The sequence below is a fragment of the Sphaerisporangium flaviroseum genome (assembly GCF_039537005.1).
Lineage (GTDB): Bacteria > Actinomycetota > Actinomycetes > Streptosporangiales > Streptosporangiaceae > Sphaerisporangium > Sphaerisporangium flaviroseum.
The window spans coordinates 69,522-92,065 of the sequence record NZ_BAAAZR010000052.1 but is presented as its reverse complement, the minus strand read 5'-3'; the positions used below and the strand labels follow the sequence as shown (position 1 = coordinate 92,065).

Annotated in this window: 17 protein-coding genes; 10 read left to right on the top strand and 7 right to left on the bottom strand. The window is 70.4% G+C overall.

Annotated elements, in window-relative coordinates; genetic code table 11:
* Positions 1 to 774: 774 nt before the first annotated feature.
* Positions 775 to 2,496: a glycerol-3-phosphate dehydrogenase/oxidase gene (locus ABD810_RS36945; RefSeq protein ID WP_344952594.1), complete on the top strand. Its 1,722-nt coding sequence runs from the start codon at positions 775 to 777 to the stop codon at positions 2,494 to 2,496.
* A 121-nt stretch (positions 2,497 to 2,617) separates the two neighbouring features.
* On the opposite strand, the gene ABD810_RS36940 is transcribed toward ABD810_RS36945, so the two are convergent.
* Positions 2,618 to 4,834: a beta-propeller domain-containing protein gene (locus tag ABD810_RS36940; protein ID WP_344952098.1), complete on the bottom strand. Its 2,217-nt coding sequence runs from the start codon at positions 4,832 to 4,834 to the stop codon at positions 2,618 to 2,620.
* Positions 4,835 to 4,939: 105 nt separating this feature from the next.
* Between ABD810_RS36940 and guaA the strand changes: the two genes are divergently transcribed.
* The 4 genes from guaA to ABD810_RS36920 all read left to right on the top strand — a co-directional run bounded on the left by guaA (position 4,940) and on the right by ABD810_RS36920 (position 9,683).
* A complete protein-coding gene (gene guaA / locus ABD810_RS36935; protein WP_425567027.1) occupies positions 4,940 to 6,523 on the top strand; it encodes a glutamine-hydrolyzing GMP synthase in 1,584 nt (527 codons plus the stop codon).
* 128 nt (positions 6,524 to 6,651) lie between these two features.
* Complete coding sequence (locus ABD810_RS36930; RefSeq protein WP_344952092.1) at positions 6,652 to 7,875, top strand: acyltransferase family protein; 1,224 nt, start codon at positions 6,652 to 6,654, stop codon at positions 7,873 to 7,875.
* A gap of 156 nt (positions 7,876 to 8,031) precedes the next feature.
* Positions 8,032 to 9,204 (top strand): DUF2157 domain-containing protein, encoded by a 1,173-nt coding sequence (locus ABD810_RS36925; RefSeq protein WP_344952089.1) that lies wholly within the window; start codon positions 8,032 to 8,034, stop codon positions 9,202 to 9,204.
* Positions 9,201 to 9,683 carry a GDYXXLXY domain-containing protein gene (locus tag ABD810_RS36920; protein WP_344952086.1) on the top strand — a complete coding sequence of 161 codons (483 nt, stop codon included), beginning with the start codon at positions 9,201 to 9,203 and terminating at the stop codon, positions 9,681 to 9,683. Before ABD810_RS36925 ends, ABD810_RS36920 begins: the two co-directional genes overlap by 4 nt.
* A 78-nt stretch (positions 9,684 to 9,761) precedes the next feature.
* Here ABD810_RS36920 and ABD810_RS36915 read toward each other — a convergent pair whose 3' ends face one another.
* Positions 9,762 to 9,992, bottom strand: a complete 231-nt coding sequence (locus ABD810_RS36915; protein ID WP_344952083.1) for a DUF397 domain-containing protein — start codon at positions 9,990 to 9,992, stop codon at positions 9,762 to 9,764.
* Positions 9,993 to 10,112: 120 nt separating this feature from the next.
* Here ABD810_RS36915 and ABD810_RS36910 point away from each other — a divergent pair, with 120 nt between their 5' ends.
* Entirely contained in the window at positions 10,113 to 10,352 is a 240-nt protein-coding gene (locus tag ABD810_RS36910) for a hypothetical protein (protein ID WP_344952081.1), read from the top strand.
* A gap of 16 nt (positions 10,353 to 10,368) precedes the next feature.
* Positions 10,369 to 10,683: a hypothetical protein gene (locus ABD810_RS36905; RefSeq protein ID WP_344952078.1), complete on the top strand. Its 315-nt coding sequence runs from the start codon at positions 10,369 to 10,371 to the stop codon at positions 10,681 to 10,683.
* Positions 10,684 to 10,694: 11 nt separating this feature from the next.
* Here the strand turns inward: ABD810_RS36905 and ABD810_RS36900 are convergent, their stop codons facing one another.
* On the bottom strand, positions 10,695 to 11,438 hold the full coding sequence (locus ABD810_RS36900; protein WP_344952075.1) for a polysaccharide deacetylase family protein: 744 nt from the start codon (positions 11,436 to 11,438) through the stop codon (positions 10,695 to 10,697).
* Positions 11,439 to 11,532: 94 nt separating this feature from the next.
* A complete protein-coding gene (locus ABD810_RS36895) occupies positions 11,533 to 13,482 on the bottom strand; it encodes a glycosyltransferase (RefSeq protein WP_344952073.1) in 1,950 nt (649 codons plus the stop codon).
* A 228-nt stretch (positions 13,483 to 13,710) separates the two neighbouring features.
* Between ABD810_RS36895 and ABD810_RS36890 the strand changes: the two genes are divergently transcribed.
* Complete coding sequence (locus tag ABD810_RS36890) at positions 13,711 to 14,898, top strand: CDP-alcohol phosphatidyltransferase family protein (RefSeq protein ID WP_344952070.1); 1,188 nt, start codon at positions 13,711 to 13,713, stop codon at positions 14,896 to 14,898.
* A 4-nt stretch (positions 14,899 to 14,902) separates the two neighbouring features.
* A complete protein-coding gene (locus ABD810_RS36885) occupies positions 14,903 to 15,949 on the top strand; it encodes a sulfotransferase family protein (protein ID WP_344952067.1) in 1,047 nt (348 codons plus the stop codon).
* Between the two features lie 140 nt (positions 15,950 to 16,089).
* On the opposite strand, the gene ABD810_RS36880 is transcribed toward ABD810_RS36885, so the two are convergent.
* The 3 genes from ABD810_RS36880 to ABD810_RS36870 all read right to left on the bottom strand — a co-directional run bounded on the left by ABD810_RS36880 (position 16,090) and on the right by ABD810_RS36870 (position 21,180).
* On the bottom strand, positions 16,090 to 17,166 hold the full coding sequence (locus tag ABD810_RS36880) for a glycosyltransferase (protein ID WP_344952064.1): 1,077 nt from the start codon (positions 17,164 to 17,166) through the stop codon (positions 16,090 to 16,092).
* Positions 17,163 to 19,850 carry a bifunctional glycosyltransferase/CDP-glycerol:glycerophosphate glycerophosphotransferase gene (locus ABD810_RS36875; RefSeq protein WP_344952061.1) on the bottom strand — a complete coding sequence of 896 codons (2,688 nt, stop codon included), beginning with the start codon at positions 19,848 to 19,850 and terminating at the stop codon, positions 17,163 to 17,165. Before ABD810_RS36875 ends, ABD810_RS36880 begins: the two co-directional genes overlap by 4 nt.
* A 247-nt stretch (positions 19,851 to 20,097) precedes the next feature.
* Positions 20,098 to 21,180, bottom strand: coding sequence for an SRPBCC domain-containing protein (locus ABD810_RS36870; RefSeq protein ID WP_344952058.1), 1,083 nt, complete (start codon positions 21,178 to 21,180; stop codon positions 20,098 to 20,100).
* A gap of 300 nt (positions 21,181 to 21,480) precedes the next feature.
* Here ABD810_RS36870 and ABD810_RS36865 point away from each other — a divergent pair, with 300 nt between their 5' ends.
* Positions 21,481 to 22,512: an aldo/keto reductase gene (locus tag ABD810_RS36865; RefSeq protein WP_344952056.1), complete on the top strand. Its 1,032-nt coding sequence runs from the start codon at positions 21,481 to 21,483 to the stop codon at positions 22,510 to 22,512.
* The last annotated feature ends 32 nt before the right edge of the window (positions 22,513 to 22,544 follow it).

Sequence of the window (22,544 nt, the reverse complement as noted above, 5' to 3'; positions counted from 1 at the left end):
GAAGTGTGGATGTGGGGTCCCCGAGGTGTGAGGGTGGAGAGGGAGTGGGCGTGCGCTTCCCCGGTACGAGAAGCGTGACCCCCTCTTCTCGGGGTATCCGCAGGAGGATCTACGGTCCGTGGATCCCGGGAAAGGGATCTACGGTCCACGGGGATTCGCAGAAGATCTACCTTCCGCGGCCTGTGACCGCGGTGACGTGAGGTCGCCAATGAGAGAGCAGGTCACTCGTGAGCCACACGCTGGTCGGATCGTCATCCTGGGCGAGGTCCGCTCACGGCATGCAGCTATCTACTCGCGGGTAGAAATAGGACACAACGCGACAAGCCGCACCCCAGGGGGATCGCAATGACAGCGCACACAGCCGACGGGACCGAGCTGGGCGAGACCGGCCGGCAGGCCCGGCGGACTGAGACGGAGGACAAGCCCCAGGGCGGCCAGGACGAGCCGGCGGCCCGCGAAGATGGTGGCATCGGCGTCAAGACCCAGGGTGGTGCGGCGGAAACCGTGGCTCAGGAGGGCAGGACCGGCATGGATGCCGAGCGAAGCGAAACCGGGGCGCGGCGGGACGGCGCCGAGGAGCACGTTCTGCAAGGAGAGCCGGGCGCGCGGGCGGAGGCCGTGGGTGCGGTCGGCCTGGGAGGCGATGGGCAGCAGCGGCCCGATGGTTCGGACGGCGGTGCGGGGCCGGAGGCCGGGAGTGTGGACGGCCGGCATCAGGTCCGGTGGGACGGCAGCGATGTGCAGTCCCGGGGCGGCGGTATCTACTCGGCGCGCATGGGCCCGGCCGAGAGAACGGCCGCGCTGGCGGCCATGGCCGATCCCGACCATGAACTCGACGTCATCGTGGTCGGCGGTGGCGTGGTCGGCTCCGGCGTCGCGCTGGACGCCGTGACCCGCGGGCTCTCCGTCGGTCTCGTCGAGGCGCGCGACTACTCCTCGGGCACCTCCTCCCGGTCCTCCAAGCTCATCCACGGCGGCCTGCGCTACCTGGAGCAGCTCAACTTCGACCTCGTGCGCGAGGCGTTGCAGGAGCGGGCGCTGCTGCTCCAGCGGATCGCCCCGCACCTGGTGCGCCCGGTGCCGTTCCTGTTCCCCCTGACCCACCACGTCTGGGAACGCCCCTACGTCGGCGCCGGTCTGACGATGTACGACTCGCTGGGCTTCTCGACCGGGCTGTCCCGTGGGGTCCCCGGGCACCGGCACCTGTCGCGGCGCCGCGCGCTGCGACTCGCCCCCTCGCTGAGGAAGTCCTCGCTGACCGGCGCGGTGCAGTACTGGGACGCCCAGGTGGACGACTCGAGGTACGTCACGACCATGCTGCGGACCGCCGCCGCGTACGGGGCGTACGTCGCGTCACGCACCAAGGTCGTCAACTTCCTGCGCGAGGGCGAGCGCGTGACCGGGGTCCGGGTGCGGGACCTGGAGACCGGCGCGGAGTTCGACGTCCGCGCGCGTCAGGTGGTCAACGCGACCGGTGTGTGGACCGACGAGATCCAGGAGATGGTCGGCGGGCGTGGCCAGATCCACGTGCGGGCTTCCAAGGGGGTCCACCTGGTCGTCCCGCGCGACCGGATCCACTCGCTCACCGGAATCATCCTTCGCACCGAGAAATCGGTGCTCTTCGTGATCCCGTGGGGACGGCACTGGATCGTCGGCACCACCGACACCCAGTGGTCGCTCGACAAGGCCCACCCGGCCGCCTCGCGCCAGGACATCGACTACGTGCTCGACCACGTCAACGCGGTGCTGTCGGTGCCGCTGACCCGGGACGACGTCGAGGGCGTGTACGCGGGGCTGCGCCCGCTGCTGGCCGGGGAGTCCGAGGAGACCTCCAAGCTGTCACGCGAGCACGTCGTCACCCACCCCGTTCCCGGCCTGGTGATGATCGCGGGCGGGAAGTACACGACGTACCGCGTCATGGCCAAGGACGCGGTGGACGCTGTCGTGCACGGCCTCGACCAGCGCGTGCCGGCGTCCTGCACCGACAAGATCCCGCTCGTCGGCGCCGAGGGGTACCAGGCGCTGTGGAACTCGCGCCACCGGCTGGCGCGCTCCTCGCGCCTGCACGTGGCCCGCATCGAGCACCTGCTGCAGCGGTACGGCTCGCTGATCGACGAGGTGCTGGCGCTGATCGAGCTCGATCCGTCGCTGGCCCGCCCGCTGACCGGTGCCGACGACTACCTCCGCGCCGAGATCGTTTACGCGGCCACGCACGAGGGCGCCCGCCACCTCAACGACGCGCTCACCCGCCGTACGCGCATCTCGATCGAGACCTTCCACCGGGGCACGGCGGTGGCCGAGGAGGCCGCCGAGCTGATGGCCGGGCCGCTGGGCTGGGACGCCGAGCAGGTCAAGCGCGAGGTCGAGTACTACACCAAGCGGGTCGAGGCCGAACGGGCGTCGCAGGAGCAGGACACCGACCAGGAGGCCGACGCCATCCGCCTCGGCGCCCCCGAGATCGTCCCGGTGGGGGAGCCGGGCGGCGAGCCCGTCTGAACTCCGACGTACCGTTGGCCGCACGTTCCGGCGCCCCCGAGAGGGGCCGGAACGGTGCGGCCCGGCACTCCGGGCCGTACTGCGCGATACGGCCCGGAAGCATGTCATGCCGGATCGGCCGTCAGGACTCGAACGGGATCCAGCCCTGGTCGTCCAGGCTCGCCATGTCGCTCGCCTTGAGACCCTTTTGCGAGACCGTCCACAGGGTGTCGCCGATGATCACGGAGCGCTGGATCATCGTGCCGGTCGGCATCAGGCGGCCGCCGGACTGAGCCGGACTGGGGTGTGTCACCTCACCGACCTTCGTGATCGCGTCGTCGGTGACCTTGAGCACCATCGCGGACGTCCGGGAGTCCTCGGTCTTCGCGCCCCAGCTGCTGAGCGGCAGCACGGCCAGGCCGGTCGCGGGCCAGTAGAGGAACGCGTGCGGGTCCCACTCGGCCTCCGAGCCGGAGTCCTTCTTGTGGAACTGTGACAGCCGCACCGGATTGGCCGGGTCCCTGACGTCGAACAGCGACACCTGGGTGCCGAGCGTCCTGCCCTTGTCGCTCGCCTCCTGGCCGATGCCGAGCAGCCGCCCCTCGCCCGCGGGGTGCAGGTAGGCGGAGTAACCGGTGATCTTCAACTCGCCGGTGACCTTGGGCTGCGCCGGGTCTCGCAGGTCCAGCGTGTAGAGCGGGTCCACTTGCTTGAACGTCACGACGTATCCCAGGGGGCCGATGAAGCGCACCGAGTAGATCCGCTCGCCGTTGCCGAGGCCGGTGACCTCGCCGACCTTGGCGAGCGTGTCGGCGTTGAGCACGTAGACCGCGCTCGAACTCTTCACCGTGGGCAGCCCCTCGTCACTGGACGAGGTGGTGGCCACCCGCAGGTTCCCCTCGAAGTCCGACAGGGAGTACTGGTTGAGCAGGCGGCCGGGAACCCGCCCGGATGCGACGTATCTCGGCGCTCCCGACCCCGTGATGTCGAACCGGTGCACCTCGGTCTGCTGCGGAGGCGCCTGATCCACCTTCGGAGTGCTCTCCGCGCTCGGCGACGCGGTGGGCGTGGCCGTGGACGGCGGGACGGGGGTGACCGGGGCGGTGTCCGTCGGCGTCGCGGTCGGTTCGGGGAGCAGCGAGGGCATCGAGGGGTCGTTGCTGGGCTCGACCTTCTCGGCGGGGGTCGAGGTCGGGTCCTTGGGCGCGACGACCGAGGCGGAGGGGGACGCCCCCGCCCCCGAGGGGGAGGCGTCCGCACCACCCGGAGACACGTCGGTGCCGGTGGGGGACACGGTGCTGGGAACCGGCTCGGACTGAACGGTGTCGTCGACCACCATGCGCTGGAACCACCAGTTGGGGTTGCTGGTGACGTACAGGCTGGTGGGGGTGGCGTAGACGGTGTCGCCGTCGGCGACCACGCTGATCGGGTCGCCGGTGCCGATCCCGGCTTCCAGGTCGATGGTGTGCACGGTCAGCAGGGAGGTCCCGGTGTACTCATCCGGGTGGCTGACCTGCTCGCACTTCACCTTCTCCTTGCGGGAAGACCCGTCGGGGCCGGTGACCTCGTAGGTCGGGAGCCAGGCGTCGACCGGGGCGGCTTCGACGGCCGCCCTGTTCCGCTTGGTCCGTTCGGCCTCGGAGTCGTCCGGGCGCCCTTCCGGGAAGCGGATTTCGGGCTGCGACCTCACCACGATCCGTGCGGTCGAGCCCACCATGCGCGCGTCCACGCTGGAGCCCGCCGGCGTGATCGAGCCGAGGAGCTTCAGCTCCTTCAGGTCGACCAGCATGTACTGCGGACCGGGAGACACGGGCCGCTTCGCCATGGCACCCAGGGGGATGATGCCGCCGCCGGAGAACAGGACCAGCGCGCGGTCACCGTGGACCAGCAGGTCTCCGGGGGCCCACCCCTGCTCGGCCGAGACGAGCCGCAGGGTGCCGGTGACCTTCTTCGACGCCGCGTCCACCACACGCAGGACGCCCTGGCCGAAGGTGATGATCCGCTTACCGTCGGTCTTCACCAGGTCCGGCTCGTCGACGCCCGCTTCGTGGACGTTCGTGGTGGAGTGGGTGGGGACGGATCTGGCCGTGTCCGCCTTGGCCGAGATGTCGGCCTGCTCGCGGGTGGCACGGTACATGGTGTCCCCGCCGAGGCCCCACGGGCCCACATTCTCCGCCGCCTCCTTGCGCAGGCCGGCGAGCATGTCATCGCAGCCGGTGTACGACACCAGCTTGATATCGCCCAATGTCACGGGTTCCCCGGGCGAGGGCGCCGCGCTGCCTCCGCCGTTCGTGCACGCCGTCGCCACAAGCCCGAAGGCGAGCGCGGCGGCCGCAGCCGTACCGATCGAATTCCTCATGTCCCTAGGACGCATCCCGTGACGGCGTGGTTCAGCGGGCCAGGTCGTGGGATCACGGCGGCAGATCTTGGGCGGCGTCCCGGCAGCGGTGGCCGCCGATAGACTGTGAGGACCGCGGCGTTCTATGGGGGGTTTTCGGTGTCTGATTTCGACACGGTCCTTGTCGTCGACTTCGGCGCGCAGTACGCGCAGCTGATCGCGCGGCGGGTCCGTGAGTGCCACGTGTACTCCGAGATCGTCCCTTCCACCATGCCGGTGCACGAGATGCTCGCCAAGAACCCCAAGGCGATCATCCTGTCCGGCGGCCCCTCGTCGGTGTACGCCGAGGGCGCCCCCGCGGCCCCCGAAGGGCTGTTCGACACCGGGGTGCCGACCTTCGGCATCTGCTACGGGTTCCAGGAGATGGCCCGGGTCCTCGGTGGCCAGGTCGCCCAGACCGGCATCGCCGAGTACGGCGGCACGCCGCTGACCGTGGGCAGCGAGGGCGTGCTGTTCGCCGGGCTCCCCTCCGCCCAGTCGGTGTGGATGTCCCACGGTGACAGCGTCGCCGCCGCTCCGCGCGGCTTCGAGGTCACCGCGTGGACGCGGGACACCCCGGTCGCCGCCATGGAGTTCCCCGAGAAGGGCCTGTACGGGGTGCAGTTCCACCCCGAGGTCCTGCATTCGGAGCACGGCCAGGCGGTCATGAAGCACTTCCTCGACGCGGCCGGATGCCGCCCGTCGTGGACCATGCTCAACATCGTCGAGGACGCCGTCGAGGCCGTGCGCGAGCAGGTAGGGCCCGGGGGACGGGCCATCTGCGGCCTGTCGGGCGGGGTCGACTCCGCGGTGGCCGCCGCGATCGTCCAGCGTGCCATCGGCGACCGCCTGACCTGTGTGTTCGTCGACCACGGGCTCCTTCGCAAGGGCGAGGCCGAGCAGGTCGAGCGTGATTTCGTCGCCGCCACGGGCGTCAAACTGCGGGTCGTGGACGCCGCCGAGCGGTTCCTCAAGGCGCTGTCCGGGGTGTCCGACCCCGAGGAGAAGCGTAAGATCATCGGCCGGGAGTTCATCCGGGTCTTCGAGGACGAGCAGCGGGCCATCCTGGCCGACGGGCCCGTCGACTTCCTGGTCCAGGGCACGCTCTATCCCGATGTGGTCGAGTCGGGCGGCGGCACGGGCACGGCCAACATCAAGTCCCACCACAACGTCGGCGGCCTTCCTGACGATCTGAAGTTCGCCCTGGTCGAGCCCTTGCGCACCCTGTTCAAGGACGAGGTGCGCCGGGCGGGCGAGGAGCTCGGGCTGCCGCCGGCCATGGTGTGGCGTCAGCCGTTCCCCGGCCCCGGGCTCGGCATCCGCATCGTGGGCGAGGTCACCCACGACCGGCTGGCCATCCTGCGGGAGGCCGACGCGATCGCCCGCGAGGAGCTCTCGCGGGCGGGTCTCGACCGTGAGATCTGGCAGTGCCCGGTCGTGCTGCTCGGCGACGTGCGATCGGTCGGCGTCCAGGGCGACGGGCGCACGTACGGCCACCCGGTGGTGCTCCGGCCGGTGAGCAGCGAGGACGCCATGACGGCCGACTGGTCCCGCGTGCCCTACGACGTGCTGGCCCGCATCTCCACCCGCATCACCAACGAGGTGCGCGAGATCAACCGCGTGGTCCTCGACGTGACCAGCAAGCCCCCGGGCACCATCGAGTGGGAGTGAGGGACCTTTCTCGCCTCAGGGTTATACCGGGGGAGAATCCCATTCCATTCACCCGTTGAACATGGACGAAACGGGATATAGCTCCAGGTCGCCGGTTTGCTGACTCCGGTTTCGGTAAGTTTTGTCAAATGCTCACGGCACCCCCGCAATACGCGCGAACCGGCGCCACTTCCCGGCCTCGGCTGGCGTGGCTGGACGCCGTTCGTGGCGTGGGATCCATCGCCGTGCTGCTGGAGCACATGTTCTACCGCTTCCTGCCCGGGCTGCGGCCCCACTGGTTCAACCTCGGCATGTACGGGGTGCTGGTGTTCTTCCTGGTCAGCGGCTACATCATCCCCGCCTCGCTGGAGCACCGGGGCGACGTGCGGGCGTTCTGGGTGGGCAGGCTCTTCCGCCTGTACCCCCTCTACCTGATGGTCATCGGGCTGGTGCTCGCGCTGGTCCCGCTCGTGCCGCTGCGTGACGAGGTCGTGCCCGACCCCGCCACCGCCGCCGCGCACGCCACCATGCTCGTCGACGTCGTCGGTTCGGCCGGGGTCGCCGACACGATGTGGACGCTCTCGTATGAGATGGTGTTCTACCTCCTGGTCACGGCGCTGTTCGTGGCCGGGCTCCACCAGCACAGCGGCGTGTGGGCCGTGGCGTTCGCCGTCGCCTCGCTCGTGGTCGGCCTCCTGCTGGCCGGTCCCCTGCTGACGCGCGGCCCGGCCGCCTTCATCGCCGCCGCCGTCCTGCTCGCCGGTCTGGCCTGCGTGGTCACCGGCTCACGAAGGGCGCGCATGGTCGGCGCGCTGTTCCTCGGCGGCCTGGCGGTGACGCTCGTACTGCTCGGCAGCCGCACGCCCTGGCTCGGCCCCGCGATCCTGGCGGTGATGTTCACCGGCACCGCGCTCCATCGGTGGGAGCAGGGGCGGTTGTCGGGCCCGCGCACGGCGGCCGTCGTGGCGGTCGTGGTGGCGATCGTCCCGTTCTTCGCCGTCCGGGCGGGGTGGTGGGCGTATCCACACGTGTGGATCGCCACGCTGGTGCTCGCCGCGGCGACCTTCGCGATCGGCATGGCCCTGCGGCACCGTGCGGTGCCCCGTGTGCTGGTCTGGCTGGGCCTGATCAGCTACTCCGTCTACCTGCTGCACCACCCCTTGCTGAAGCTCTTCGTGACCGTGTTCGGCGATCCCAGGAAGCAGTCGCCGATCGCGCAGTCGCTGCTCGCGGTCGCGTTCGTCGCCCTGGTGCTGTGCTGTAGCTGGCTGACCTACCGCTTCGTCGAACACCCCATGCAGCGCCTGGGCCGCCGCCTCGCGCGAGCCCTGCCGGACGCGCTCCGGCACGGTACGGCGCCGTCCCCCGGATAGCCGCCCCACGGGGCAAGCCCCGTGCGGGCGTACTGGTTGTATGGGTTGAGGTACTTCCTCCAGTTGAGTATGAATGCTCAGGCTCTGAGCACATTCGTCACGCCAAACTTGGGCCAATCGGTCGTCCTTGGTGGGGGAACAGGAAGGAAGCGCGTGATGGAATCGACCCGGCAGGTCCCGGTACGGGTACCGGCCCGGCGTCTTGCGTGGCTGCGTGGTGAGCTGGCCCAGTGGCAGGCGGAGGGGGTCATCGACGCCGGCACGGCGGAGCGCCTCGGGGGCCGCTACGCCGTCGGCCGGCGCCTGAGCCTCGAACGGCTCGTCCTCGTGCTCGGCGGCGGCTTCCTCGGGGTCGGGCTCATCTGGCTGGTGTCGGCCAATCTCGACGAGCTCTCGCCGTTGGTGCGCTTCGCCGGGATCACACTGGTCTGGATCGCCGCGGCCGTCGCCGGCGAGGTCCTGTCCCATCCGGCGGGGAAGCAGGCGGCCAGGCTGATCACGGTGCTGGCCGCGGGCGGCGTGATCTTCCAGGCGGCGCAGAGCCTCCAGGTGCCGGCGTACACCTCCAGCCTCCTCGGCGTGTGGGCCGCCGGCGCGCTGGCCTACGCCTACGCGACGGGCGCGACCGGCCCGCTCGTCGCGGCCCTGCTCCTCGGACCGGCGTGGTACGCCTGGCTGGTGGGCGAGCAGGCGGACGGCGCTGCGGCCGTCGCCGTGGCGCTGCTGGCCGCCGGCGCGATGGCCTCGTCCGCCGCCGTCCTGCACGAGCGAGTCGCCGCACCCCGGTTCGCACCGCCGTGGCGGCTGGCCGGAGTGGTGCTCGCCCTGGCAGGGCTGTTCGTCGCGGCCTTCCCCGGTGTGGGGCGGGAGAGCATGTTCGGCTCGCCGGCGGTGTGGTCCGGCCTGGCCGCCGCCGCTGTCGCCATGGCGGTCGCGCTCGTCCTCGGCGACGCGAACGGCCGCCGTGAGGTCCTCGCCGTGGGGCTCATGATCGGGATCGCGCTGCTGCTGGTCGCGTGGGCGCCCGTCGTCGAGTACGGGCGCTCGGGCGGGTTCGGCGCCACGCAGACGGCCCGCGCACTGGTGGGCACGCTCGCCTACATCCTGGCGGCCTGCTGGTTCGCCGTCGTCGCGGCCCGGCGCGACCTGTCCTCCCTGGTCTTCCTGGTCACGGTGGCTCTCGTGGTCTTCGTCACGGTGCAGAGCTTCGCGGTGTTCCAGTCCCTGTTCGCCGGTGCGGCGCTCTTCCTGGTCCTCGGAGTGGTCTTCATCCTCACCGGGGTCCTGGTCATCTACGGGCGCCGCCGTCTGATGGAGGTGACCCGATGAGCCGCCTCACCCTGCTCTCGCGCCCGGTGCTGGTCGCCGCCGCGCTGCTCCTGCAGGCCGTTCTGCTCGTGGTGGCCGTCGCGCCCCGGCTATCGGCCCGGCTGACCGGCACGGAGTACCGCCTGGCCGCCGGACCGATCGACCCGATCGACCCGTTCCGAGGCGCGTACGTGATGCTGGACTATCCAGGGCTTCCGGTGGCCGACGGCGAGCGGCCGGGGCAGGTGTTCGTCCCGCTGGTCGCCGACGGCCCTCTGTGGAAGGGCACGGGCATCGTGCGGCAGCGCCCGGCGGCTCCGCCGTACCTGCGCTGCGAGACGCGAGGGTACGGGCCGCTCTCCTGCGGCATCGACAGCCTGTTCCTCCCCCAGGACAGGGCTCGTCTGGTCCAGGGCGATCTGACGGGCGACCGGGCGGCGGCCGTGGTCAAGATCGACCGAAACGGCGACGCCGCCGTCGTCGAGGTGGTGCGACGGTAGGTCCGCGGCCGGCGAGCAGTCGTCGAGGTGGTGCGATGGCTGCTCGCGGCCGGGTCAGTCGTCGAACTCGCGGCCGGGTCAGTCGTCGAACTCGCCGTCCTGGACGCCGAGGACGAAGGCGTGCCACTCGGCGGCCGTGTACCTCAGCACCGTGCCGTTGGGATCGGCCGGGTTGCGGAGCGCGACGGCGCCGCCCGGAAGATACGCGATCTCTATGCGGTCTTCCGAACTGCTCCCGGGGGCGCTGAGCCAGGTCACATCGGAGAGGTCAAGAGCGTACAGCTCGGCCTTTTCGCGCACGTCGCTCATCTTCCTCGTCGTCTGAATCGGCTTGGACCGTCTTCGGCGCTGAACGCGACCTCGGAAAGGTCGCAGAACAACGTTAGCAGCCGTTGTCGCGGTAATGGCGATGTCCAATAAGGGGAGGAAATGACGTATCCTCCGGTCCTGTCGGCGCATTTCAACTTCGTCGCGAAGGTGTGCGCCGTCATTGTCCCGGCCGCCGATGCTTGTAGCATCGCCATCGGCGGTTGCACCACCCTCACCGCCGGCACCACACGGGGCTCGGGGATCCCGTGTCCCGCCAGGGTCGCCACCTGGGGCTCCGCGCCCGCCAGCGCCATCTGGGACCCGGCTCTGACCGGCACGAACGGTACCATCTGGGACTAAATGAGGACGCGAGACAATGCTGGTCGAATTAACGATGCACACCACCCCGCCGCACCTTTCGGGGAAATCGCCCATCGACGGCATCCGGATATTGGCCCTGCTGCCCGACCATTGGCGCAAGAACCTCAGGCAGGCCAACGGGGAGATCATCATCCGCGTCGAGACCGACGACGACATCACCACCACGCAGATCCAGGAGACCGTCACCGAAGTCCTCACCGACCCGGCCATCAGCCACTGGCGCCTTCGCGCCTGCCACACGCTGCCCCCGGGCTCCGACCCGGACTCCGGTCCCGCCTCGCCCGCCTCGCCCGCCTCGCCCGGCGGCTGACCGGCCGTGCGTCAGCGCCAGCCGCCCACGGGGTAGATCTCGCCCGCGCCGAGCTCCTTGCCGCGCAGCAGTGACTTCACCGGTACGACGTGGTAGCCCTTCTTCTTCAGCGTCGACAGGATCTTCGGCATGGCCTTGACGGTCTCCGGCCACACGTCGTGCATCAGAACGACCCGGTTCCGCTTGGCCAGGCCGACGACCTTCTTGGTGATGGCGGCGGAGTCACGCAGCTCCCAGTCTCGCGAGGAGGCGTTCCACAGGATCTGCGACAACCCCAGCTCGGTGGCGACGGACCCGACGCGGTCGTCGGTGTCACCATACGGCGGGCGCATGATGCCGGGCACCTGTCCGGTCGCCCGCTCGATGAGGTCCTGAGTGCGGCCGAGCTGCTCCTCGATCTCGTCGTCGGGGAGCGAGGTCAGGTGCGGGTGGTCGTAGGTGTGGTTGCCGATCTCGTGGCCCTCGCGCGCCATCCGCCGGGCGATCTTTCCGTACTTCTCGACACGCGTGCCGACGAGGAAGAAGCTGACCTTCGTGTGGTGCTTGCGCAGGAGGTCGAGCAGCTTCCCGGTGTAAGGGCCAGGGCCGTCGTCGAAGGTGAGGGCGATGCATTTCACCTTCGCGCAGTTGACGGCGGCGGCCGACGGCCGGGAGGTTTGAGCGGCGATCGACGGCCCCGAAGTCTGAGCCGACGCGGTCGGAGCCGCTGTCAGCGTCGCGGCCGCCGCCAGCACGATCGGGATCCATCGCCGCATCGGTATTCTCCTTTTCCGTCAGGGCCGCGCCACCTTATCCCAGCCTTCCCTTAAACGGAAAAAGCACGCAAAATCGGTATAGATACCTTAATGATCAGACAATCGCCTGGCGTACGGCGGGGAACACCGTCGCCGTGGTGCGTGGCTCACGCACCCGGATCGCCAGCTCGTCGGCCGCCGCCCGGCTCAGCGTGATCTCCTGCTCGGAGGTGGTGTAACGCGCCCGGCCCTTGGCGCCCGGCATCGTGACCGCGACCGGCTCGGGCAGCACGCCCCCCATGACGTGCGCCCGCCACTCCGACGGCCGTCCCGTCGCGCTTCGCCGCAGCGGACCCACGGGAACGCGCACGCTGAACGACGCCGCCTCCTCGCCCCGCACCAGCGCGTGGTGGCGGGTGAGGCCGCCCGGCCGGGGCGTCAGGCACAGACGGGCGCCGTCGCCGGCCAGGCCCGGGACGTTCAGGCAGAGCTCCAGGTCCTCGCCGACGAGGCGGTGGCCGGTGAGCTGCGCCTGGACCGGGCCGACGGTGATGCGCAGCGTCTTCTGGTCGGACCAGTGGGGCCGTGCCCACACCCCCTGCTCGAACTGCCTGCTCACCAGGCCCCGCGCCTTGACGTGGGCCGGCGGCCCGAGCTCGGCCCGGCGGAAGACGCCGTGGTTCAGCACCCACAACTCGACCGTCCAGGTCACCGGGGCCGGGGCCCGCCGGACGTGGAGCCGCTTGGGGTCGACGGTGAGCCGGTAGCGGCCACGGGACCCGAGGACCACGCCCAGCGGCAACCGGCGCAGGCCGCCCTTCTGCACCAGCCAGGCGACCATCTGCTGATCACGGCGCCGGTTGGCGCGCAGGTGCAGGACGCGGGCGCGGCCGGACAGCAGCAGATCACCCCGGCGCCAGGTCACCGCGCGCACCTCCTGTTCGAGCGCGAGGTCTTCCCGCATGCGGTAGACCGCGCGCGGCACGGCGTACCGGGGATCGTCGAGGAACGGGAGCCTGCCGTAGTGGCGCAGCCCGTGGCGCACGGCCCGTGCGTGCTCGCCCCTGGTCGCCCTTTCGAACGACAGCGTCTCGAGCAACTCGGGAAGCATCCGGGACCCGGCGAGATGCCACTGGAGCCGCCTGATGGCGCTGAGGCGGTCGGTCGAAGCGCGGTGGACACGGTGCAGGTAGCCGGCCGCCAGATCGAGGAAGCGCCGCTGGAACGGCTCGTCGGCACGGTCGAGCAGGTGCATGAAGATCCGCAGGTCCGAGTCGAGGGCCACGCGGTCCCATTCGCGCAGGAACCTGCGTGACCCCTCTTCCTCCAGGAAGCGGCGGACCGACTCCACGGCCGAGAAGCGGTCCTCCATGCTCTTGATGTTGACGCGGTTCCGCGTGATGGAGGACGCGTGACGCCGCCAGACGTACACGGGGGAGGCCAGGACGTCGACCTTCGCGGCCAGGAAGTGGGCCGGGATCGCCACCTGGATGTCCTCGTAGAGCACCCCTTCGGGGAAGCGCAGGCCGTGCAGGTCCCAGAAGGAGCGGCGCCACACCTTGTTGGTGACCAGGCGGTCGTACAGCAGGACGGGCCTGCGCGTGACGTGGGTCTGCGCCGCCGACCCCCGGAAGATCGGACGATGCATCGGCGACCGCCTCCTGCCCCGGGAGGTCAGCACGTCGACGTTGCCCGTCGCGAAGTCGGAACCGGTCGTGCGCAGGCTCGCGAGGAAGTACTCCAGGGCGTACTCCGGGAGGAGGTCGTCACTGTCCACGAAGGCCAGGAACTCTCCGCCGGCATGGCGGACACCGGTGTTGCGGGCGCGGCCCAGGCCGGCGTTCGCCTGCCTGACCAGCCGGAACCGGGAGTCACGTGCGGCGAACCGCGCGGCGATGGCGGCGCTGGCGTCGGGGGAGCCGTCGTCGACCATGATGACCTCGAAGTCACGCCAGGTCTGCGTGGCGAGCGAGTCGAGGCACGCCGCCAGGAACCGCTCCACGTTGTAGATCGGGACGATGACACTCAGCTCCGGCGAATGCGCCCCCCTGTGCGTCGAGCTCATGGTCACCACGATATGTGGTCGGCCGTGTACACAACGGAGATGATCGCGTGTTTGCCGGTCTTCGGCCCTGCGAAAGGAGCGTCAAGGCGATCGGAAGCTCGGCTTCCTGTGACCGCAGGTCAAGGACCGTGGGCCAGTCGCCCGGACCGGTCAAGAAAGCATCTAGAGATCTCATGTTAGTTACAGACGGTGAGTTTTCGGTGGCTTCGCGTCGCCATGCTGGCAGCCATGAGGTCCTATTCGCTGGATGACGTCCGCGCGACGCGCAAACGCAGAGACTCATGGTGGACGGTGTTCATGGTCGACCCGGTGGCCTGCCGGGTGGCACTGTTCGTAGCGAATCGCACTGAGATCACGCCCAATGCCCTGACCCGCTTCTCGCTGATTCTCGGCATGGCTTCCGCGGCGTGTTTCGCGGCCAACAGCCTCATGCTCGGCGCCGCGCTGTTCTATGTGAGCTTCATGGTCGACTGTGTCGACGGCAAGATCGCCCGGCTCAAGGGCACCGGCACGCCTTTCGGGCTCTGGCTCGACTACGTGGGCGACCGGATCCGCGTCGTCTTCTGCGCCATGGGCCTCGCATACGGCCAGTACGTCGCGACGGGGCGGCTCGCCTACGTGCTGCTCGGAGCCGGGATCGCCATTCTCGACCTGTTCCGGTACGTCAACGCCCCGCAGATGAAGCGGGTGCGGCAGACCGTGAAGTCCCGCCGGCGCGTCGCACGCCGCGAGGAGCTCGCCGCGATGCGGGAGGCGATGGCGCTCGAATCGCTCGGCCAGGGCGCCGGATACGACGTGTCCTACAGCTCGCCGTTGACCCCGCCGCACGAGTTCCCCGACTACGCCGCCGTCGCGCACGAGCCGGCCGACCACGGTGATCACGTGTACGAATCGTACGAGCCCGCCGACCGCATGCCCACGCCGTACGAGCCGCCCGCCCGGGAACCCGGTCACGACGCCGGCTACGGCGCCACGATCCCCCGGCAGGCGTCCGCCCACGCCGACTCCTTCGCCGCCACCCAGCCCATCTCGCGCCGGGCGCTCTCCCACGCCCCGCCGTCGCCGGGCGCCGCGCCGTACGACCAGGAGAAGGCGGATCCGTACGAGCCGGCCGATGCCCGGATGAGCGTGCGGCAGCGCTTCGGCCAGTTCCTCGCCCGGCACCGGGTGCGTACCCACCTGATGAGCGGCATCGAGTTCCACGCGGCCGTGTTCGTCCTCGCGCCGCTGATCGGGCCCGCGGCGCTGCTTCCGGTCACGACCGGTGCCGGTGCGCTGCTCGTCCTCAACGAAATCTTCCTCGTCTACCGCATGTGGCTCTCGACCCGGGCGCCGGCCGCGCGAACCGGGTCCAGGCCGCCCGGCCCGGACGACCAGCAGCACGTGCGGACCGATCCGTTCTTCACGGGGGTGTAGATCGATGAGTCCCGACAGGCCGATCTTCGTCATCGGGTGTCCACGTTCCGGCACCACGATGTTGCAGCTCATGCTGCACTCGCACGAGCGCATCGCGGTGCCGCCGGAGACCCGGTTCCTGATCCCGGCGTACTTCCACCGCCGCGTCCACGGGGACATGCGCGACGCCGAGAACCGGCGCAGGCTGGCCGAGTGGATCGCCACCGACAAGACCACCAAGTTCCGCGAGCTCGGGATCGACCGCGCGTCCTACGTCCGCAGGGCCGCCGAGGGCCCCGGTTCGCTGGGATCGGTGACCGGCGAGGCCTTCCGGGCGTACGCCGAGCGGTTCGGCAAGCCGCGCTGGGGGGACAAGCGGCCCAGCTACGTCAAGCACGTCGACGTCCTGCTCAGGCTCTTCCCCGACGCCCAGTTCATCCACCTGATCCGCGACGGGCGCGACTGCGTGGCCTCGCTGAAGGAGATGCCGTGGTTCACGCTCGACGTCTTCCACGCGATCGCCACCTGGGCCGAGTCGATCGACCAGGGACGGCGGTACGCCCGGCGGCTGCCGGCTGACGGCTACTACGAGCTGCGGTACGAGGACCTCACAGCCGACCCCCAGGGGGAGCTCACGAAGCTGTGCGGGTTCCTCGGCGAGGAGTTCGATCCCGCGATGTGCGAGCCGCGCCACATGGCCACGACGGCGGTCCCCGCCCACAAGGTCTGGCACAGCAACACCCACAGGGAGGTCACCAGGACGAGGGTGGGGAGCTGGACCACCCGGCTCGCGCCCTGGGAGATAGCGCTCTGCGAGGAGGTGCTGGGAGGCCGCCTCCAGGCCCAGGGCTACGAGGTGACCGGCCGCTCCCGGGCCGCCATGACGCATCTGCTGGCCTACCGCAAGACGGTCGTCCGGCGCCGGCTGGCCCAGGCCGACCAGCGGGGGCGCGACGTGGTCAACCGCATGCGCGAACCCGGCCCCCTCGCGGCCATGCTGACCTCAGGGCAGCTCTCCCTCGTCCGGGTCCCGCAGCCTCGCAGGTCGGCGCAGCAGCTCATCCGGGGCTGACGACAGGCGCGTCAGGTGCTGACGACAGGCGCGTCAGGTGCTGACGACAGGCGCCGGCGCCCCGGTGGGAGGCCGTGCCGGCGGCCTCGGCGGTCTGGGATGCGCCGGCGGCCTCGGCCGCCCGGGCCGTGTCGACGCCGTCAGCGACGGGCGCGGGCGAACAGGTCCTCCCAGCGGTCCAGCACCCTGTCGAGCCGGAAGGACCCCGCGTGCGCCCGGGCGGCCGTTCCCAGGCGCCGCCGCCTGGCCGGGTCCGCCATCAGCCCGCTCAAAGCTCCGGTGAACGCGTCGAGGTCCGCGGGCGGCACCAGGACGCCGGTCATGCCGTCGAGAACCAGCGATCGCACGCCTCCCGAGATGTCGAAGGCCACCGTCGGCATGCCGTACGAGGCGGCCTCGCCGACGACCAGCGGAAAACCCTCGTGCTCGCTGGAGAGCCCGAGGATCGAGCCGTTGAGATACTCCTGGCCGACCTCCGAGGCGGGGACCCGGCCGCGGAACACCACGCGGTCCGCGACCCCGACCGAGGCGGCGTGCGAGCACAGGCGGCCCAGCTCCGGCCCGTCGCCGATCAGGTGCAGCTCCCACTGCGCCTGTGTACGTGCGGCGCGGGCGAAGGCCGTGATCAGCCGGTCGAAACGCTTGACGGCGGCCAGGCGCCCCACCCCGAGCACCCGCGGCACGTCCAGGAACGAGACCTTCTCCGGCCACCCGCGCAGCGGATTGGGCAGGGCGGCCGTGTTGGGCAGCAGCGCCTCCTCGGCGAACCGCCAGGCGTCGTCGGGACTGAGGAAGACGGCCTGGTCGAGGTCCCCGTAGCCCCGCCGTACGGACGCGAAGTGCGAGGTGCCGCGGGCGTGGTCGAACGAGCCGTGGTACTGCCCGATGGCGTGCAGCCGGGGCGGGATCAGGTCCGCGACCCACGACACCACCCCAGGCGAGGTCAGCACGGCGTATCCCGGCCCGAGGGAGGAGAGCAGCCGGGAGACCCGTCTGCGCGCCACCCGGCGCCGTCCCCTGCCGAGCGGCCGGCGCTGCACCACATGGTGCTCGTACAGCGGCCGCTCGACGTACTGGAACGGATCGGTCGCCTGGTGCAGGCCGATCACGTGGACCTCGTGGCCGCGCAGGGCCAGCCCCTGGGCGACCGTGTGGGTCACCTGCTGGATGCCGCCGAGCGTGTCGGCGTCCATGCAGGCGAACACGACGGTGTTCACAGAGGCGCTCCGAAGCCGCGGAAGAAGGCGTCCACCACCCGGGGGGCGGCCTTGCCCGTCTCCTCCGAGCAGAACAGGCCGACGAAGTCGGTGTACCGCTCCGCGAACTCCACCGTGACCTCGGGAAGGTGGCGCAGCGCCGTGACCAGCTCGGTGGTGGTCGACAGCATCGGTCCCGGGGCGATCTCGCGCAGGTCGTAGTTCAGGCCGCGCTCGATCCGGACGTACTCGTCGTAGTCGTCGGCGTAGAGCAGGATCGGCCGCCCGGTGCAGGCGTAGTCGCAGATGATCGACGAGTAGTCGCTGAGCAGGGCGTCCGAGGCGAGGATGAGGTCGTTGACCTCGGGATAGGAGCCGGCGGGCCGCACGAAGTGCCGCACCCGCTCGGGCACCTTGAACCGCTCGACCGGATGGGTGCGGAGCACCACCACCCACTCGTCCGCCAGCGCCCCGGCCAGCACGTCGAGGTCCACCCGCACCGACGTCCCGCTCCGCTTGGACAGGTCCCGGTACGTCGGCGCGTACAGCAGGATCCTGCGGTCCTCGGGGATCTCCAGCGCCTCGCGCACGCGGGACTCCGCCGCCGGATCGCCGTTGACGAGCACGTCGCAGCGCGGCGAGCCGAAGCCGAGCACGGTGCCGGTGTACTCGTTCGAGGGCACGAAGACCCGCTCGAACTCCGGCCCCGGCGACACCAGCGCGTCCCACCGCGCCACGGCGGCGCGCCACTGCTCGCGGGGGCCGGGGAAGTCGCCACGCAGGTCGGGGGAGTCGAATCCGACCGTCTTGAGCGTCTGGCCATGCCAGGTCTGCAGGTAGCGCGTCCCCTTGGGCTTGGGGAAGTCGAGCGGCAACCCGTGCGAGTCCACCCAGTACCCCGCCCGTGCCATGACCCAGATGTAGCGCCAGCTCATCCGCCGCACGAGGGGAACGTCCGCCGGGAAGCCGGTACGGTCACCGCCGCGCACCGACCAGCACACCTCCAGCGGCAGCCCGCGCCGCCGGATCTCCTCGTGGATGTACTTGGGGTTGCCGGTGTAGCCGGCGCCGATGTCGGACTCGAAGAGCGCCAGGTCGCGACGGCGCGGAAGCACGTGGATCAGGCGCCGGTACACCCACAGCTTGAGATCGGCGCGGCCGGTCAGGGCGCGGAGCCCGCGCAACCGCGACGCGCCCCGCAGCGAACCGGCGGGCCGCCACGAGACGCGCAGAAAGGCGCTGTCGCCCTCCGGGCCGACCGTGACCTGGTGCCTGCCCACCGTGAGGACCAGCGGGGGCGTGCCGGGGTCTACTAGCAGGCGGTCGCTCGTCCGATGCCCGTCGGGCCGGGTGAACGCGATCCGCACGTCTCGCCGGCCGTCGAACCCCAGCCTGCCGAGCCTGGCCCCGGCGAGATCCATCTCCACCTGGGTGAGATAGCTGCCGTCGGCCTGCCGCCGCGGGTCCAGCCGTACGGAGAGGCCCTTGACGGTCAGGTCGGCCACGCTCTTCGAGCGCCGCAGCACCGCGAAGGGGTCGTAGGTCCGAACGGTCATCGACACGACCGTGCCCTCGTGGGAGATCTCGCAGATCTCGTGCCGGATCCTGGACGCGGTGAACGGCAGCTCGGCCAGCCGCAGATCGGTGATGTCCAGCCCGGGGTCGGCGCGCGTGCCCCAGTACGTCCGGCCGTCCACCCGCAGCGCGTGGCGGGGCGCGGCCTTCGGCGCGGTCAGCGACCGGGTCGCCACGACCAGGTCCTCCAGACGGTCGGTACGGAGCAGGTGGCAGCACACCCTGGTCATCGGCTCGGCGCGGCCGAGGACGCCCGGCTCCAGTTCGTCGAGGTACGGGCGCACCACCGAGGCGAACTCCTTGGTCCAGACCTTGGTGCGGTGGGGGAGCTTGTTGAGGTAGACGCGCAGGTCCTGGACCAGGAAGCGCCGCTGCCTGTCACCGACCAGGTCCGAGCAGCCGTTGTCCCGCAGGATCGCGTCGCTGATCTGCGCCGCCCGCACCCGGTGCCGGATGTTGTCCATCTGTTGCAGGGAGAGCGAGATGGAGGTCGGGTCGACGGCCCGGTGCCAGAGGTAGACCACCCACGGAACGACCGCGAAGCGCCGGGCCGCGCAGTACAGGGCGGCGGTGAAGACGTGGTCCTCGTAGTGGATGTTCTCGGCGAACCGCAGGCCCTGCTCGCGGAGGAACGCGGTGCGGTAGAGCTTGTTGGTCGCGAACCCGTCGAGGAACAGGCCGGGTTCGGAGCGGATGCCCTCGACCACCCTCCGGGGCCGGTAGAGGGAGGGGTAGTACCGCTGGGTGAGCCCGGTCGCCTCGAACAGCCGCGATATCTGCCCCGACGCGAAGTCGGCCCCCGTCCGCTCCACCTCTCCGAGCAGGCTCTTGCAGGCATGTCTGGTCAGCTCGTCGTCGCTGTCGAGGAACATGATGTGCGCAGCGTGGGCGGCGTCCAGCCCGGTGTTGCGCGGCGCGCCACACCCTCCGCTGTTGGTCTCCCGGCGGAGGTAACGGATGCGGGGGTCGTCGAACCGGGCCAGCACGCGGGCGGTGTCGTCGGTGCTGGCGTCGTCCACGACGATCACTTCGAGGTTGCGCAGTGACTGGTTCAGGACGGAGGTGAGGGCCCGTGCCATCCGGGAGGAATCGTTGAACGTGATGAGCACAACGCTGACGTCCGGCTGCATGCTTGATCCCCTGAGTCGGCATTGACCTGACTCGGGTATGCCCAGGGACGTGGTCATGCCGCCGGTCTCGGGGGAGTGCTGACCTGCGCCTGCCGGACTTTTGCGCTTATCGTCGCGACCGTGGCTGATATTGGCGGACGAGTCGGGTATGGGCGGTCAGCGGCTCACCGATGGAACTGCCGGTCACCAGAGGACCGACCGGTCAGTGGGTCACCGACGCTCACGTGATCACCTGCGGATCAGTGGGTCACCGGCCCGTGAGCACGCGCCGTACCAGCCAGACGATGAAGATCAGGGCGGCGAGACCGGCGACCACCGGGGCGACCCGCTTGAGTAGCGGAACTCCGGCGATCTCCAGCAGGTCGAGTGCCTCCTCGTCGGCGGTCCGGGACGTACGGGCCGTCCCCGCGGGATGCGCCTCGCGCCCGGCGACCTCCTCGGCGTACGGCTCGTCGTAGGAGTCGGGCACGGCGGTGAGGTGCCGTCCGGGCTGCCCCGCCTGCGCGGGCTCCCCAGGGTGGCCGGCCTCGCCGGTCTGCGCGGGCTCGCCGGGGTGGCCTGCCTCGCTGATCGGCGCGGGCTCGGCTGCTTCGGCGGACGGCCCCGTTTGTACCGGTCGGTCCGCTTCCGCGGGCGGGCCGGCCTGAGTGGGCTCGTCCAGAACGGGTGTGGCCGGTTCGTCCAGGACGGGTGTGGCCGGTTCGTCCAGGACGGGTGTGGCCGGTTCGTCCAGGACGGGTGTGGCCGGTTCGTCCAGGATGGGGGTGGCCGGCTCGCCCAGAGGGCTGGCGACGGGCTGGTTGAAGGGGGTGGTCGCGGGCTCCTCGGACATGGCAGGCGCGGCGCCCTCGGACAGCGCGGTCGCGGTCACCTCCTCGGGGGTCTCCCGCAGCAGCGCCGCGAGGTTGGCGGCGAACCGGTCGATCAGTTTGGCCCCCACCTCGGCCATCACCCCGCGCCCGAACTGCGCCGGACGGCCGGTCACGTTGAACGTGGTCTCCACCGTGACCTTGGTCTGGGAGCCCTCCGCGGCCAGGGCCGCGCTCACGACCGCGCTGGCGGTGCCCGTGCCGCGTGCCTCCTTGCCCGAGGCCTTGAGGCTGAGGGAGTGCGCGTCCTTGTCGACCGCCTCGAACGACGCCTGGCCCCGATAGGTCACCGTGATGGGACCGACCTTGACCTTCATCCGGCCGGTGAAGACGTCGCCGTCCACGGTGTCGAGTGTCGCCCCCGGCAGGCAGGGAGCGACCCTCTCGACATCGAGAAGCACCGACCACGCCTGCTCGATCGGCACGGGGACCGCGAACTCGTGCTCGAACCGCATCGTCATCGATCCGCTCCTCTTCCAGGTGCCGCCCAGCCGAGTGGTCGGCTGGGCGGCCCTTGTCGTTCTTGCGACATTATGACCGCTCACGCTCCGCTCGCTACCCCGCTACCCATCATGCGCGGGTCATCCCGTCCCCCTCAGGGGTGGACCCGGCCATCCCTTGAGCCGGCTGTGCGGCCGGGCGGGTTCGTGGGCATCGGGATTCATCGTGCTGGGTGATGGAACGGATCAGTTTCTGCTGTTGGACAGATCAATGCCGGTCGAGCAGACTCCGAACTGGATCTCGTTGAGGGAGGCAGACCGATGGAGTACCGCACCTTGGGCAGCACCGGCACGGTGGTGTCCACACAGTGCCTGGGCACGATGACGTTCGGCAATGAGAGCAGCGAGGAGGTGTCCCATGCTCAGCTCGACCGGTTCGTCGAGCGTGGAGGGAACTTCATCGACACCGCCGATGTCTACTCCCGGGGTGTGTCGGAGGAGATCATCGGTCGCTGGTTGGCGGCCCGTCAGGGGGTACGGGATCAGCTCGTCATCGCGACGAAGGGGCGTTTTCCCATGGGGGATGGGCCCAACGATGCGGGCCTGACCCGCACCCACCTGTCCCGGGCGTTGGAGGCGAGTCTGCGCCGGCTCGGGGTCGAGACCATCGACCTCTACCAGGCGCACGCCTGGGATCCCCTGACCCCGATCGAGGAGACGCTCGGCTTCTTCGACGACGCGGTGCGCGCCGGCAAGATCCGATACGCGGGCGTCAGCAACTTCCTCGGCTGGCAGTTGCAGAAGGCGGCGCTGCTGACCCGGTTCCGTGGGCACGCGCCGATCGTGACGCTGCAGCCCCAGTACAACCTGCTGGTGCGCGACATCGAGTTCGAGCTGGTGGATGTGTGCCGCAATGAGAACATCGGGATCCTGCCGTGGTCGCCGCTGGCCGGTGGCTGGCTGACCGGGAAGTACGCGCGTGACCACGTGCCGACCGGCGCCACTCGGCTCGGCGAGGACCCGCAGCGTGGCATGGAGGCCTATGCCCCGCGCAACGCGCAGGAGCGAACCTGGCAGGTCATCGACACGGTGCGGCAGATCGCCGAGGGGCGTGGCGTGTCCATGTCGCAGGTGGCGCTGGCCTGGGTCGCGGACCGGCCCGCGGTCACGTCGGTGATCCTCGGCGCGCGCACGCTCGAACAGCTCGACGACAACCTCGGCGCCGCCGAGTTGCACCTGTCCGAGAAGGAGGCAGGCCTGCTCACCGAGGTCAGCCGTCCGATCGTGGCCGACTATCCGTACGGCACACTGGGCGTACAACAGCGCGGACGTGTCCTGAACCCCGCGAATTGATCAAGGGCTTCCAGGTTCATGGTGAAGGCGCC